The sequence below is a fragment of the Paraburkholderia sp. genome (assembly GCF_047605525.1).
Taxonomy (GTDB): domain Bacteria; phylum Pseudomonadota; class Gammaproteobacteria; order Burkholderiales; family Burkholderiaceae; genus Paraburkholderia.
In genome coordinates this window covers 58,635-74,439 of the sequence record NZ_JASGFN010000027.1, presented here as the reverse complement: position 1 = coordinate 74,439, position 15,805 = coordinate 58,635, and the positions used below count along the sequence as shown (strand labels likewise).

The 15,805-nt window shown below is 63.3% G+C and carries 10 protein-coding genes; 4 read left to right on the top strand and 6 right to left on the bottom strand.

Annotated elements, in window-relative coordinates:
- Nucleotides 1-98 precede the first annotated feature (98 nt).
- A complete protein-coding gene (locus QM685_RS30400) occupies nt 99-359 on the top strand; it encodes a DUF6723 family protein (protein ID WP_415122503.1) in 261 nt (86 codons plus the stop codon).
- 57 nt (nt 360-416) lie between these two features.
- On the opposite strand, the gene QM685_RS30395 is transcribed toward QM685_RS30400, so the two are convergent.
- From QM685_RS30395 to gabT, 6 genes are all read right to left on the bottom strand, one after another.
- The gene (locus QM685_RS30395; protein ID WP_415122501.1) at nt 417-5,123 is read right to left on the bottom strand and encodes an autotransporter outer membrane beta-barrel domain-containing protein; all 4,707 of its coding nucleotides are present in this window, start codon (nt 5,121-5,123) and stop codon (nt 417-419) included.
- A 507-nt stretch (nt 5,124-5,630) separates the two neighbouring features.
- Nucleotides 5,631-6,611 (bottom strand): CobW family GTP-binding protein, encoded by a 981-nt coding sequence (locus tag QM685_RS30390; protein ID WP_415122430.1) that lies wholly within the window; start codon nt 6,609-6,611, stop codon nt 5,631-5,633.
- Nucleotides 6,612-6,618: 7 nt separating this feature from the next.
- Nucleotides 6,619-8,223: an amidohydrolase family protein gene (locus QM685_RS30385; protein ID WP_415122428.1), complete on the bottom strand. Its 1,605-nt coding sequence runs from the start codon at nt 8,221-8,223 to the stop codon at nt 6,619-6,621.
- Nucleotides 8,224-8,268: 45 nt separating this feature from the next.
- Entirely contained in the window at nt 8,269-8,607 is a 339-nt protein-coding gene (locus QM685_RS30380; protein WP_415122426.1) for a tRNA-binding protein, read from the bottom strand.
- A gap of 11 nt (nt 8,608-8,618) precedes the next feature.
- The gene (locus tag QM685_RS30375) at nt 8,619-9,809 is read right to left on the bottom strand and encodes an aldehyde dehydrogenase family protein (RefSeq protein WP_415122424.1); all 1,191 of its coding nucleotides are present in this window, start codon (nt 9,807-9,809) and stop codon (nt 8,619-8,621) included.
- 3 nt (nt 9,810-9,812) lie between these two features.
- Nucleotides 9,813-11,111 (bottom strand): 4-aminobutyrate--2-oxoglutarate transaminase, encoded by a 1,299-nt coding sequence (gene gabT, locus QM685_RS30370; RefSeq protein WP_415122422.1) that lies wholly within the window; start codon nt 11,109-11,111, stop codon nt 9,813-9,815.
- 255 nt (nt 11,112-11,366) lie between these two features.
- Between gabT and QM685_RS30365 the strand changes: the two genes are divergently transcribed.
- The 3 genes from QM685_RS30365 (at nt 11,367) to QM685_RS30355 (ending at nt 15,786) form a co-directional block, all read left to right on the top strand.
- The gene (locus tag QM685_RS30365; protein WP_415122420.1) at nt 11,367-12,653 is read left to right on the top strand and encodes an MFS transporter; all 1,287 of its coding nucleotides are present in this window, start codon (nt 11,367-11,369) and stop codon (nt 12,651-12,653) included.
- Between the two features lie 48 nt (nt 12,654-12,701).
- Nucleotides 12,702-14,264: a PucR family transcriptional regulator gene (locus QM685_RS30360; RefSeq protein ID WP_415122418.1), complete on the top strand. Its 1,563-nt coding sequence runs from the start codon at nt 12,702-12,704 to the stop codon at nt 14,262-14,264.
- A 136-nt stretch (nt 14,265-14,400) separates the two neighbouring features.
- A complete protein-coding gene (locus tag QM685_RS30355) occupies nt 14,401-15,786 on the top strand; it encodes an aspartate aminotransferase family protein (protein ID WP_415122416.1) in 1,386 nt (461 codons plus the stop codon).
- The last annotated feature ends 19 nt before the right edge of the window (nt 15,787-15,805 follow it).

Sequence of the window (15,805 nt, the reverse complement as noted above, 5' to 3'; positions counted from 1 at the left end):
GGATCGCGTGGATCGCGTGGGTCGGGCGTGGATTTGAGACAATTCGGGTTTTCCGCGCGACGGCGTGGCGGAACAGCGAACAACCGATGTTTTCGACTATGAGCAAGACCGCGTTTATTCCTAGCGTCCCCGGTACGTCGGAGGACGACTTCGAGATTTCGGCGAGCGCGAAGATGACCGGCTACCGGCGCTTCTTCGGCGTATTGAAGGTGGTGCGCACGACCGACGGCCGCGTGCTGTTTCCGTTCGACGGCGCGCCGGAACTCGGCCCGCACGCGACGCGGCTCGAAGCGATCGCCGCCGCGCAGGTGTACGGCGAGCATATTGCCGCAAGCGATCTCGCGCGGCCGGAGTTGTAGGGTTTGGCGCACGGCACGGCGCCGCGTGGCACCGCGCATGGCAAGCAAGACCCGCCTCTACCAGCTCAATCGCACACCCGCATTGCCGCCGACCGTCTGCCGGTGCTCGCCGCCCAGATTGAACCAGTATCCGGCGGTCGCGTAGGCGCTCACTTTCCGGGTCATCCGCGCCGAGATGCCGATGCCGACGTGCCCCTGCGTCGAACTGACGTTCGATGTGCTCGTCGTCGTATTGGCGAAAGTCGCGCTGTCGGTTCCCCCGAAATAGCGCAGCACGTCCAGCCGCAGATAGGGCTGCCACCGTGTGCCGTACGCGGAGAATTCGCCTTGCGCGCGGACCCCGAGGCGGCCGATCCATTCGCCCGCGCTATGGAACGACACGCTCGACACCGGATCCGTCACGTCGTCGATATGCGTGTACTGATAGATCAGTTGTGCCTGCGGCTCGACCACCAGCCCGTAATAGGGCAAACGGACCGGCAGGCCGCCTTCGATCGAGGCGGTCAACGCATTGGCATGGGTCGAGGCCGCGTCACCCGCATTCGAACCCGGATCGACCGTCATCGTGCTGCCTGTCAGCACCGAATCCGTATACCAGCCGCCGGGACCGATATGCGTCCAGTAGGCGCCGATACTGTATGAGTTGATCGCCAGACTGCCCGCCCCGTAGCCCGGCCGGCCGAGCGCGAAGCCGTCCACGTCGCCGCTCGCGCTGGCGAAGCCGAGAAAGAAGCCGTAGCGATTGCGATGCCCGCTCGCCGTCGTGTTCGAGTACACGTCCTGCCCCACCTGGGCGCCGATGATCGTTCCGCTGAACGACTGGTTCGCGGTACCGGTATGGCTGTCCGAAACGTGATTGCCCCACATGCGGCCCCAGCCGGCCGGCAGCGTGCCGTCTTCGGTCAGCAGATCCTGATTGCCCATGCGGTCGTGGAACGTGCCGATCTGCTGAACCATCAGTTCGCGCGCGAGCGACGGCACCTCGGTATAGATCGGCAGGCCGACACGGTAGATCGGTAACGGGTTCGCGGACGGAACGGACGGCGTCCCCGGCGTGGCCACGAGCGCCGAGCGCAGATACCAGTTGTCCGCCGTACCCGGCGTGACCCCGCCGCGAAAGAGCTCGTAGGTGTACGCTCCCGCGCTGGCCGTACCGCCGGTGAACGCCCCCTGCGTCGTCGTCGCGCCGTTGGCCGCCTGCACGACCTGGATGCCGTCCGAGACGGTTTGCCCGCCCGTGCCGCCCACGTTCTTCACCTGCAGCGTCGTGCTGCCGCTCGCGCCGCCGCCGCTGACGATCAGCCGGTCGGCCGGCGAGTTGTCCGCGCCGAGTTGCGCGTTGATCGCGAGCCCGCCCTGCTGGCCGGCATAGTTGCCGGCAACGGTCAGCGTATTGCCGACGCCGGGGCCGCCCAGCTTCACGAGCCCCGCATTCGTCAGGTTGCCGTGGATCGTGAAGTTGCCTGTGCCGCTGTCGCCCCCGTTCGTCTGCGCGAACGCGACCGGCGTCGGCGCGCCGCGCGCCACCACGGCGTTCGCCGCCGCCGCGGTCGCGTTGGCGGCCGCGTTGCCGGAGAAAGCCGATATCGCATCGGCAACCGCGATCGTGCCGAGATTCGTCACGTTGCCGGTCACGCTGCCGTAGCCGCCCAGCGTCGCGCCCGCCTCGACCCGTACGTCGCCGCCGCCCGACAGCGCGGCTCCCGGATGCGACGCATCGCCGACCGCCAGCGTGCCGGCGGCCACCGTCGTCGTCCCCGCGTAGGTATTGTTCGCGTCGAGGACCGTCGTGCCGCTGCCCTGCTGGATCACGTTGCCCGTACCGGACACCACGCCGCCGAACGTGAACACGTCTGCGCGATCGAACGCGAGCGTCGCGTTGTTCTGGACGTCGCCGGACACGCTCCCGGTTGTGGCGCCGTCGCCGATCCGCAGCGTGCCCGCGTCGATCGTCGTGCCGCCGGTGTAGCTGTTGGCACCGGCGAGGATCGCGGTTCCTTCGCCGGTCTTCGTCAGCGCGCCGGTACCGCCGATGTCGGTCGCCAGCGTGAACTGCGTGCCCGCTGTCGTATCGAACGTCCCGCCCAGATCGCCGAGCGTGGTCGGGCGCGTGAGCGTAAAGCTCTGCGTGGTGCGCAGCGCGCCCCCGTCGAGCGACAGCGCGCTGCCGGCCGCGCCGAGCGCGTGGTCGGCGGCGATCTGCAACACGCCGCCGTCGATGACCGTACCGCCCGCATAGGTGTTGGCCGCGTTCAGCACCAGCGTGCCGAGGTCGGTCTTCTCGAGCGCCGTGTTGCCCGCCAGCACCGAGTCGATCGTCGTCGTCATCCCCGCGCTCTCCGACGAGCCGTCGCCCACGCGCACGGTCGTGACGCCCGGCGCGAACGCGCTGCCGACCAGATTGATCGTGTCGCCCCCGACCCGATAGCCATCGGTCATGAACTGCATGCCCGACACGTTGATCGGCCCGAGCGACGCATCCACCTGCACCGCTCCGGGGGCGCCCCCGAACACGGCAAAGCCCGCGTCCGAGAAGGGAGCGTTCGGCGTACCGTCCGGATTGGTCCAGTTATCGTTGCCGCGCGCGTTCTGCCAGATGCCGTTTCCGCCATTCACCACGCCGTTGTTCTTCGGACCCGCGGCGCCGTCCCAGTAGTCGAAGGTAAGCCCGTCGGTATTGATCAGGTTCACCTCGCCCGGGATCGATGTCTGAACGCTGAAGCCGGTGAGCGGCGACGTCGGCGTGAACGACGGGCTCACGAAGGAACCGAGCGTCAGGCCATTGTTGGTGAGCGTGCCGTCGTAATTGAAGATGTGGTACACGCCGGGACTGAGCGGCGCCTGGCCCTGATCGAGCACGTTGAAGACCCCGTCCAGCACGAGGTTCCCATGGACGACGGTCAGGTCGTTCAGCGGTCCGCCGGCCACGTCCGCCTGCACGACGTTGTAGAGCACGTTGGTGTTGTTGCTGAGCGCGAGATTGCCGTTGATCGTCAGCGTGGCGGGCGTGAGCGGCTGAAATCCCGGCGCCAGCGTGGCGTTGTCCGCCAGCGTCACGCTGCCCCCGACGGTGCCCTGGCCGCCCAGCCGCGCGCCGCCTGCGACGCTGGTCGGCCCGGTGGCGGCACTCTGGTCGCCGTTCACATACAGATAACCGCTCGAGACCGTGGTTGGCCCCGTATAGCTGTTATTGCCCGACAGGATCAGGGTGCCGGCGCCGGTCTTCGTCAGGCCGCCGGACCCGCTCACGGGGCCGGCAAACGCCAGATACTGCGTCGGGTCCTGCGGGTCCGGCGTCGCGGTCTCGAACGTGCCGCCGCTCGCGCCGAGTGTCGTCGCGCGCGTGATGGTCATGCCGGCGGTGGTCCGCAGCGTGCCGCCGTCGAGCGTCAGGGTGCCCGCAGCGGCGCCCAGACCGGCATCGCTGCCCACCTGAATCGTCCCGCCGCTGATCGTCGTGCCGCCCGCATAGGTATTGCTGCCCGCGAGGTTCAACACGCCCGCGCCGGCCTTGACGACGTTTCCGCCACCGCCGATGGACGCTGCGTAAGTGCCGTCGGCGGCCTGGTTGAAGAGCACGGTGCCGTTGTCGATGATGCTTTGCGGCATGCTTTGCGCGCTGGCTTCGAGCGTGGCGCCGGCGTCGACCGTTGCCGCCGTGGACGCGCCCAGCGTGCCGGTGACGTTCAGCGTGCCGCTTTGCACAGCGGCGTTCGTGAACGTGCCGGTGCCGCTCCAGTTCCAGAGGCTGCCGTGCATGACGAGACTCTGGAAATTCGTAAAGGCATTCGATGCGGTGCCGATGCCCTGCAGCGTGACCGTGTTGGCGCCCGCCCCGCCATCAGCCGTGCCGACGATGCTCGATCCCGTTTGCAATACCAGCGAGTCGTTGCCGCCGCCCATCGAAATCGCCGTGCCGACGTTGCTCTGGATCAACCCCGCGTTGACGATCGTCGATCTGCCGTTGAGCGTGCGTATCGCAAAGCTGCCGTTGCTGATGATCTGTCCGCCCGCGAGGTTCTGAATCGTCGCGGTGAAGCCGGAGCTGACCGTGTTCGAATCGACGCCAATCGCGTTCGTGCCCTGGGTCTGGATCGTGCCCGAGTTGATCAACTGGTCGTTGTTGCCCTGAAGATAGGCGCCGGTGCCGGACGTGCCGGTCGTCGTCAGCGTGCCGCTGTTGTTGATCGTGCCGCCGCTGCCGAGTATCGAAGCCGCGCGCGCGTTGCTGCCGCCCGTCGACACCGAGCCGGTGTTGATCAGCGTGTTGTCCGTTTGCCCCTGATTGGTTTGCCCCCAGGCGGCGGTCATGCCGTATGCGTTCGGCCCGGTGGTCGAGATCGTGCCGTTGTTGACGAGCGTGTTGCCGCTGCCGTTGGCGGCCATGCCATCGTTGAAGGCGCCCGTCGTCGTGATGGTCGCGCCGGCGGCATTGGTGAGCTGGTTGCCATTGATGTTTCCCACCATCGCCGCGCCGCGGTTGGTGCCCGTGCCGCTGCCGCCGCTGAGCGACAACTGACCGTTATTGGTGATGCTGCTGCTTTGCTGCACGCCGAGGACGGCGGTAGGCGTGCCGCTCCCATATGCCACGCCGACGGATGCGCCGGCCGCGACGTCGATCGTGACGCCGGTGCTGCCGGGCGCGGCGATGACGGGAGTCGCGCTGCTCCCGGTGCAGGTGACAGTCGCGCCGGTGGCGGGCGCCGTATTGTTGCATTGGGCCCGGGCCGGCGATACGAGGCAGACGGCCTGATAAATGAGCATCTCGCCGATGAAGCCGGCTTTGACCATCAGGCGCAGTTTCGCTTTTTCTGTCATGGGCGAAACACCGTGTGTCCCTCGGGCGTTACCGGTAGAGCCGGTTCATGCGCTGCCTGGCGCAAGCGGAACTGCCGATGGGCCCTGGCTATCAGCGGGCGCTGAATGGGACTGATGGCCGCCGGGAATGCCGACGCCGTTCGAGTCCGGTGGCTGGTATTGTCCGGGCCGTCGGCGAAAGGCGCCCTACGGTCGGAGTAGCTGTGCCGTCATGCGGACAGAAGCGGGTCACGCTGCTGGTATCGACGGCACATGATGCGGCAATCTCAACTGATGTGATGTTTACCTGGTCCGTGCGGTGTGCGGTTTATTTATATACAGCTTTCTTCCTTAAATAAACTATTTTTCAGACATTTCCTGAAGCCGCACAGGCAATAGCGGATGATTCTGATTGCCGTGGCGGCAAGCAATTTGTAATTTTTCCGCTTCAATCGGCTACTCGAAGCGCGTCAGCTATTGATAGTCGAACCAATTCACCTGCTGGTCCGTGGCGACTTCATCCAGATCCTGCCGACCGCAATCCCGCGCGATGACGACGGCTCCGACAGGCGCTGTCGTACCCGGAAGAAGCCTACGTGGAGCGGAAAAAGTCGTCCCGACGCTCTGCAGCAGAATCCGCTCACCTGGATTCTCTCCGGGAACGATCGCCTTGATGCGCAGCAATCGATCTCCGAGGGCGCCAGCAATATTTTCAAGCCAGTCCAAGGCTGCTTCCCACGAAAACCTGTCGTCGAGCTTCGCGCGGAACACGCGGATGCGTGGATGGAGGAGCCGGCGCCGCCCAGTCGGACCGCTTTGCAGGTCGCCCGCGACCAGGCCGCCATTGCGTGGTGGTTCGAATGCTTCACGTGCGCGCACGGAACCAGAGAATTCGTTGACGACGCGAGCAAACGGGTTCACGGCGGTCACCGCCTGGAGTGCTTCGTCGCGTCTTGCGCTGGACACAAGGTCAAGCTTCGTGAGAACGATCGTGTTGGCCGCGGCGAGTTGCGCCACCGCGTCTTCGAAGTCGCCGGTTTCCAGGGCAGGGCGACTGCAGTCGTATGTCGTCACCAGATGCAGCCTGAGCCGAAGGTCTGCGAGCTCCTGCAACGACGACACGATCGGGCCCGGGCGAGAAAGACCGCTGCACTCGAGCACTATTCGGGAGAAGAGCCCTTTGCCGGCGTCCTGACGAAACTGGACCAAGTCTTGAACGGTTGTAACGAGATCGCTCGTCAATGAGCAGCAGACACAGCCGTTGCTAAGCGTGGCCATCGACATGCCGCGAGCGGATTCGGAAAGCACCGCTCCGTCGATGTTGATTTCGCCGGCTTCATTCACGATGACCGCGGTATCGGACCCATCCTCGCCGGCTAGCAAACTTTCCAGCAGCGAAGTCTTGCCGCTGCCGAGCATGCCCGAAACGATGACGAACTGTGGTCCGGATTGCATATCGACCTCACTTCCTTTGCCCGGTCTTCGACGAACCGGGCCAACTGCCGGCGACCATTTCGCGCACGTCGGCAAGCAGCTCATCGACGTCGTACACCATTCCACCGCGAATGGTCTTCTGCAGACACCGCTTGAACTCCGGACCGTTCGTTGCTTCGTTCAGTCGGACCGCACCGGTGCCGTACAGCAGCTTGAAGTCGGCGAGCGGATTCTGGTCATGAACCAGGATGTCCGCGCGCTTGCCGACCTCCAGAGTTCCTGCTTCGTCTTCGATGCCGAGGAGTTCCGCGGCATGACAGGTGGCCGCGCGCAGCACTTCCAGCGGAGAGAAGCCTGCTTCCTGCAACAGTTCGAGTTCGCGAACAAAGCCGAACCCATAGACCTGATACATGAAGCCGGAATCGCTACCGGCGCAGACCCGGCCGCCGCGATTCTTGTATTCGTTGAGGAAGGTCATGAGAATGCTGAAGCTCTCCTTCCACTCGACCTCGTTCCTGACCGACCAGCGGTAAAAATACGCGCCGTGTCCACCGCGCTGGGGCTGGAAATACTTCCAGGTCGTACTGTCCGTGTACTCGTCGTGCCAGTCGGCGCGGCGCGCGCGCATAAGGTCGCGATTGCTATCATAGACGTTCATCGTCGGAACAAACGTGTGCCCCGCTTCCAGGAAGGCTTCAATCACCTCATTCCACTTCGCGCTACCGGGTCGCGCTGCTTGCAGAAACGTCTGGCCGGCAGTCGCGAATCGCATGTATTCGTCGTTATAGTTGTAGTCGTCGGCGACCGCCTGAAGCGTGCGGCCTTCGAACAGTGCCTCCGGAATGCCGTACGCGTGCTCGGTGCTCGTCAGCCCCCAACGGGCGGTACGCAGTGAGTTCATGCGTCCAACAGAAAGCTGCGCATGGTGACAACAGGTCCGCAGGCCGAGTTTCCTGCTCTCGTCGAGGGCGGCTTGCATGATTGCCGGCGGGGCGCCGAAGAACTTCACGCCTCGCGCGCCTTTCGCATGCGCGTTGCGCAGCCATTCCCGGCCTTGCTCCGGCGTGTAGATCGTCTTGAGGTAGTCGTTGACCGCAGGGAAGTACACGTACGGATAAAGCGTCGGCGCCGCGATTTTGCCTTCATCGGCCGCCGCGGCCTGCTGCTGCGTCCATGCAAGGCCATTCATGGTGCCGGCTTCGCGCACGCTGGTCACGCCGTGGGCGAGCCAAAGCTTGTACACGTAATCGGCCGGCATCATCTCGCCATTCTCCGCATGAAACGGCGTGCCGATATGCGCATGACAGTCAATGAAGCCGGGCGTGACGAACTTCCCGGTGCAATCGATCTCATGGTCGCCAGTTGCCGGGCGACTTGCCGGATTGATGGGCAGTCCGGGAACGCCTACCGCCGCGACCAGCGTGATGCGCCCATCTTCGACGACGATGTCCGCGGGTCCCCACGGGGGGGCGCCGGTGCCGTCGATGACCATTGCACCGCGCAGCACGAGCCTGCGGAAAGGGCCGACGCCACGGTCGCGGGTCGTCGCTGCCCGCACCTGTCCCAATCCCTTCCTGGCAAAACCGGCGACCATCTCTTCGCCAACTTCAATCTGTGCTGCGGGCGTGTTCATGCCGTCTCCATCATCAGGTTGCTCTTCGCGGGGATTGGATAGTCTTTAAAACACCTTCGTGCCGGGCGCGACGTCGCGCTCAGGCTTCAGATAAACCACCGCACCATCCGCATTCTCGACTCCCAGCATCAATACCTCGGATTTGAAGCCGCCGATGCGACGGCTCCCGAGGTTGACCGCGCAGACGACCATCCGGCCCACCAGTTCTTCGGCCTGATAAAGCGCCGTGTACTGACCGCTGGTCGCCCGTTCGCCAAGTTCACCGAAGTCGATCCAGATTTTATACGCTGGCTTGCGTGCTTCCGTGTTCAGTTCGACTCGCGCAATGCGGCCCGCACGCATGTCGACCATGGAGAACGCTTCGTAAAGGGTAGTCTCGCTCATGTTGTGACTGTTCAAAAAAGATTGCAATTCTGGGTGCCTGGAAGTTCCGATGGGCAACTGAATCTGATTACAGGAAGAAGCGGACCTTCGAGGTCTTCGCTGCATATACGCATGGACGGTGTCGCGTGGTCCAGGACCCTCGGCCAAAGCTGACGGCCATCGAAAAGCAGTTGTCCACCCGATAGCGTTGCGCCGTCGAAAAGCGCGTCTTCGACCTGCTCCGATATCAGCGCGGTGGCGACATCATCGATGACCGGTCCAATGTCCGTTTCGTCATTGAGCGGGTCGCCCACGCGAAGACAACTCATCTGGTCGAGTAAAGCCGGGATAACAGCATCAGCGACGGAGTCATGCACATACAGACACGATACGCGTTCCGCGCAAGACAGCAGCGGCGGAAGGAATGCGCGCCTGATAACAGCGTCGCGGCACGCAAGAACGTCATGGGCGTGCAGCACGAGAGGGAGCCGTTCGTTCGCTGCAACGGTCACCGGCACCGCCGCCTCATGACACGCGCATGATACGAAAGCCCCGACGTCACGACTGCCACGGAAGCGGACCTCGGTCACCTGGGAACTCATCAACGCCGCGCGGAGCATGCCGATGGCGTCTGTCGAAGGAGCAACGGACAGAAGCGCGTCCAGGTCGTTGCCTTCTTCCCAAAGAATCGCGAGGGCTCGCGACGCCAACGGCGCGCGAGACGACGGCTTGATAACGAGCGCTCGTCCCGAACTCAAAACGGTCGCGGCTTCCGTGACCGTCGAGAACACGGGATCGTGCCAGTCAAGGATGGAGAAAGCCGACTGTACCGCGGTCCCGTCACGTGCGGGCGAAATCGGCGGACAAGAGACGAAAGCATCCAGCTCTGCAAGAGCAGCGGCAACCTCGACGCGAGCCAGACGAACAGGCTTGCCTGTTTCGAGGCTGATGAGCTTCGCCAGTTCATCACGTCGCGCTTCGATCTTTGCAGCCCAGCCGGCGAATCGCCGTTGGACAGCGTGAGCGCCTCGAGCTGTCCGCGCCGCTCGCACGCCCTCTTCGAATATCGGTGCGAGCGTGCGGCAGTCGATGTCGGGCGCCTGGCCGACAACTGCCCCGTCGTAGGGGCTGAAGACGTCAAAACGACGCGCGGTCCTCGACTTCGCCGCCGCTACGCGAGCGGGCGGAGCAAGTTCCAACGCGTCGTGCCGCCCGTCGGACATCGACTAGCCCGCGGCCCTGGCGGCAGTCAGCGCACGACCGAACATCCCGAGCGCGTCCGACACGTCCTCGTCGGATACAGTCAACGGCGACAGGAAGCGAACCACGTTGCGCTCGACACCGCACTTGATGATGAGCAGGCCTTCTTCACGTGCCGCGTCGAGGATGCGTTGGACAAGAGCGCTGTCCGGCGTTTTTGCGTTGGCATCGGCGACGAACTCGACTGCGACCATCGCGCCGGTTTGACGGATTTCGCCCATTTCCGGGTGCGTGGCCTTCAACTCTTCCAGGCCTGCGCGAAGTTGCTCGCCGATTCTGACGCTGCGTTCAAGCAGGTTCTCCTGTTCAAAGATGTCGAGCACGGCATTCGCTGCCGCACAGCCCAGCGGATTGCCGCCGTACGTACCACCCAACCCGCCGGGTTGCGGTGCGTCGACGATTTCGGGGCGACCGACCACGCCCGAAATGGGCAGACCGCCGGCGAGGCTCTTCGCCACCGTCACGAGGTCAGGCTGAATGCCCGAGTGCTGGAAGCCGAACATCTTGCCGGTGCGACCGAAACCCGTCTGGATTTCATCGCAAATCAAAACGATGCCGTGCTTCTTCGTGAGTTCGCGCAGCGCTTGCATGAATTCAGCCGGAGCCGCGAGGAAGCCGCCGTCGCCCTGTACGGGTTCGAGGATGATCGCGGCGACCCGGTCGGGCTGGATTTGCGTACTGAAGATTGCCCGCAGGGCGTTCAGCGCATCGTCCGGGCTGATGCCGTGGTACGCGTTGGGATACGGCGCATGGTAGACGTCGGGCGCGAACGGTCCGAAGTTCTGCCTGTAGGGCGCGCTCATGCCCGTGAGCGACATGCCGAGAAGCGTCCGGCCATGGAAGCCGCCGCGGAACGCAATCACGCCGGGGCGGTTCGTGTAGCCGCGAGCAATCTTGATGGCGTTCTCAACCGCTTCGGCGCCGGTAGTCAGAAAGACCGACTTGTAACCCTGGCCGGGAGCGACCAGTTCCGACAGACGCGCTGCGAGGCGAATGTACGGCTCGTAGCCGACGACCTGGAAGCAGACATGCGAGAAGGACTCGAGCTGCTGCTGGACCGCCGCGACCACCGCCGGATGGTTATGACCGACGTTGAGCACGCCGATGCCGCCGACGAAATCGAGGTACTTGCGGCCCTTGTCGTCCCACAGATAGGCGCCCGCCGCACGGGCAGCAACGATGGGGTGGGCCGTCGCCACACCGCGGGCGACATAGGTTTCACGCAGCGCCGCGGCGCTCCGGTTTTTATCGAGTTCCTTGTTCATCGAATCACCTCCTGGGATGGAACCGATAGTAGGAAGCCACAAGCCGTGCGAATACCTACGAAAAGCAGGAATTGCGCGCCGCTTTTTAGTTTTTTCTGACGCAATTCATACTTGATGTACTAATCTGGAGTCTTCCGTTCCTACCTGACGTAGGTAGTTATGCGATTTCTGGCTGAGTTCAATGGGATACGGCTGGTTCCTGACCGGGACCGAACCGACCATTGAAAAGCGCATGAGCACGCACCGGGAGCGGAGATGAATACAGTGAATCTGGCGGGAAGCTACGTAGACGAGAAAGCCGCGCGACGGCGGGCGATTGTTGCGACCGTGCTGGGGAACGGCTTCGAATGGTTCGACTTCATGGTGTACGGCTTCTTCGCCATCACCATCGCGAAGCTCTTTTTCCCGACGGGCAACGACCTGACTTCGCTGATGCTCTCGGTCGCGACCTTTGGAGTCGGCTTCCTCGTGCGTCCTTTCGGTGGCATCCTCATCGGCATCTATGCCGACCGGGCCGGCCGGAAAGCCGCACTGTCGCTGACCATTCTGCTGATGTGCGCCGGCACCGCAATCATCGGCCTCGCCCCGACTTACTCGCAGATCGGCATCGCAGCCCCTTGCCTGATCGTTCTTGCGCGCCTGCTTCAAGGCTTCTCAGCGGGGGGCGAGATGGGTACGGCAACTGCGTTCCTGACGGAACACGCTCCCAAAGGCAAAAGGGCTTACTACTCGAGCTGGATTCAAACGAGTATCGGCTTCGCCGTGCTGCTGGGTGCCTGCTTCGGAACGGGCATCACGCTCGGCCTCTCCACCGCGGACATGGAGAGCTGGGGATGGCGCATCCCTTTCCTGTCGGGTCTGCTCATCGGGCCGATCGGCTTCTTCATCCGTCGCAACCTCGATGAGACGCCGGTCTTTCTCGATGCGGAGAAGTCGAAGACGCCCCTGAAAGAAGTTCTCCGCGACTACCCGTGGCAAGCCTTCGCAAGTTTCGCGATGGTCGTGCTCTGGACGGTTTGTATCTATGTGATTCTCTTCTACATGCCGACTTTCTCGGTGAAAGTCTTGAAGCTTCCGCAATCCGCATCGTTTATCGCCGCAATGGTCGGCGGCGGCGTCATCACCGTGCTGTCGCCGTTCACCGGCTGGTACTCGGACAAGGTGGGGCGCAAGTGGTTGCTCGGCGGAGCGTCGGCTGCGATGCTCGTTCTCGCGTGGCCGATGTTCGCGATGATTGTGAAGACTCCGTCTGTCGCGACGCTGTGCGTATTCCAGGCGGTGTTTGGCGTGCTGATCGCGATTTATACCGGCCCCATCCTGGCCGCGCTGTCGGAAATCTTCCCGACCAGGGTGCTTTCGACGGGGCTTTCGGTCGCCTACAATCTGGCGGTCATGACGTTCGGCGGTTTCGCGTCGCTCATTCTCACGTGGCTCATCAGCACGACGGGTACGGCGATGGCGCCGGCGTTCTACGTCATCTTCGCCGCCGCGTTCAGCCTGCTCGGCGTGCTGTTCGGCTATCGCCAGCCCAAAGAGATCTAATTGCCGCCGCGGTGTCACGCTGATACCGCGGCGAAACCATGCGCCGCCATGAAGCTCGACACCGCCATTCGTGAAACCGTCCTGCGTGAAGCAAAAGTCGTCGCCGGCGAGGAAAATCTCCAGCGCGACATTAGCTGGGTTCACATGGTCGACCACCCGGACATCGTCAACTGGGTAAAGCCCGGCGAACTGCTGCTGACAACCGGCTACAACTGGCCCAGTGATGCCGGGACATCAAGACGGCTGGTGCGCGAACTGAGTGAAGTGGGGCTCGCCGGTGTCGTGCTGGCCGTCCCTCACTTTCGCGACCACTTTCCTCAAGAAGCCATCGACGAAGCGCGCAGCGTTGGTTTCCCTCTTCTCGAGCTACCCTGGGCCGTTCAATTCAGCCAGGTCACTCACGAGATTCTCGCGAAGATAATCTATTTTCAGGCTGAGATAATCGAGCGCTCGGAGCAGATGCATCGTGCGTTGACCAACGCCGCGGTGACGGCAAGCAGCCTGAGTGACATCGCAATCACGCTGAGAAAGCTCGTAGGTCGCGAGGTCACTTTCACGAACGTATCCGGTGAAGTGCTCGGTACCTCGGCTGCGGAATCCGAAACGCAAGCGCTCGAAGAGCAATTCCTCACCTCTTTGTCCGATTCACCCATCGATGCGAATAACTCGTCGCGGCCGATTCGGGTGAAGTTCGTCATCGCCGGTCGCACTGTTTATCGTCTACGGCTTCCGGTCCGACTTCACGATTCTCTCGTTGCCGTCAACTGGCTCGACCTGAACGGCTCGGAAGTCGACGAGCTGGACACCCGGGCGATGGAACACGCGAGTGTGGTCGCCGCACTGCACCTCATGCATCAGCAGCAGCTCGCGCAACAGGAAGACCGCCTGGGATATGCGCTCGTCGCTGGTCTGCTGGACGGTGAGTTCACGGCTACGCCGAGTGCGTTGGAGCGCGCGCGAGTGTGCGGCTGGAGCCAGACGAACCAGTATCGCATCTGCCTCGTGCTTCTCGACGAGCCAATACCGCTGACCACGGAAGGCCTGAACCGTCGTGAACGTTGGGTGGAGTCGCTCAAGCATCAACTCCGCGCGACGGGACAGCCCGAGTTGCTTGCAATATGGCTGAACCAGATCAAGTTCATCCTTCCCGCGGAAGCGTCGCCTGAATCTCTGTGGGAAGCAGTCAGTGACCAACGCGCGGCGATGGCAATCAGCCGCGTGCATTCAGGCATCGACGGTATGGCGACAGGCTCGAAGGACGTCGATGCGCTGCTGCCGACCTTGCGCCCGGGAAGACTGCATCGATTCGACGAGATCCTCTTTCCGCGGGCGCTGCTTGGCGATGCGAACGCACGCGACATGCTCATCGAACGGCTCGTGACGCCCCTCGTCTCGCGCCCGCGCGGCGAATCGCTGCTGGAGACGCTCGGCACGCTCGCCGACGAGGGCTTCCAGTTGGTCAATGCCGCGCGCTCGCTGGGCATTCATATCAGCACGATGCGTTATCGCCTCGAGCAAATCGAAGAAATTCTCAACGTCACGCTCGAAGACCCGAAGATCCGGTTCCAGGTCCAGGTCGCGATGGCGCTGTACCGGCTTCGCGAAGATTGAAACGGTAACAGCAGAAAATGCCGCGCCGAGCCCCGATTTGAACGGATAGGCCAATAGCCGGCTCGTCCATGCAAAACCGGATGCCGCGAGCTCCAGATACTCTAATGACGGGCAGCCCCCTATCAAGGATCGTGAAATGTCATCACTAGCAACGCTTATTGATTCAGACCGCAAGCATCTCATCCATCCTGTTGCCAATTACCGTGCGCACGAGAAGCGTGGCGTTACCGTCCTCGAACGCGGCAAGGGCGCATGGCTGTACGACGCTGAAGGTAACGAACTGCTGGATGCGTTCGCGGGTCTCTGGTGCGTCAACACCGGTTATGGTCATGAGAGCATCGTCGAGGTTGCAGCCGCGCAGATGGCGAAGCTGCCCTATGCAACGGGCTACTTCCACTTCGGCTCCCAACCTGCAATCGAACTCGCGCAACGCCTTGTCGAAATCACGCCCAGGAGTCTGCGGCACGTCTACTTCTCGCTTGGCGGCTCCGACGCGGTCGACTCGGCGCTACGGTTCATCACGCACTACTACAACGCCATCGGCCGGCCGGGCAAGAAGCACTTCATTGCGCTCGAACGCGGCTATCACGGCTCGTCGTCCATGGGTTCCGGCCTCACCGCAATCGCCAGCTTCCATCGCAACTTCGACGTTCCGCTTCCGACTCAGCATCACATCCCGTCCCCGTATCTGTATCGCAGCGAGACGCCCGACGATGCTCTAGCGCTCATTGCGAGTTCGGTGAAGTCGCTGGAAGACAAGGTTGCCCAGCTCGGCGCGGAGAACGTCGCTGCTTTCTTCTGCGAGCCCGTGCAGGGTTCGGGCGGCGTCATCGTGCCACCGAAGGGATGGCTCAAGGCGATGCGCGACGCTTGCGAGCGACTGGATATCCTGTTCGTCGCGGACGAGGTCATCACTGCGTTTGGCCGAACCGGTCCAATGTTCGCCTGCGAAACCGAAGAGGTTGAGCCCGACCTGATGACCATCGCGAAGGGCCTCACCGCCGGCTACGCCCCCATGGGTGCCGTGCTGATGTCCGATGCCGTCTATCAAGGCATCGCCGATGGGAGCAAGCCCGGCGAAGCAATCGGCCACGGCCAGACGTACTCCGCGCATCCGGTGAGCGCCGCCGTCGGACTCGAAGTGCTGCGGCTTTACACCGAAGGCGGTCTCCTCGCGAATGGCCAGGCCCGGGCACCGGGATTTGCAAGCGGTCTCGACAGCCTCCTTGACCATCCTCTCGTCGGTGACTCGAGACACGCCGGTCTACTCGGCGCGGTCGAGCTGGTAGCGGACAAAACGACCCGCGCCCGCTTCGACCCGGCACTGCATCTTGCCGACCGCATTTTCGACGCCGCGGCTCGCAACAGGATTATCTTCCGCGCTTTTGGCGACAACATTCTTGGTTTCGCCCCGGCACTCTGCTATACCGAGGGCGAGGTCGGCATGATGGTGGAGCGTGTTCGCAAGACGCTCGACGACGTTCTGGAAAGCGCCGACGTTCGCCGCGCGCTTAAGAGTTAAAGCCCGGCGCTCGACTGCA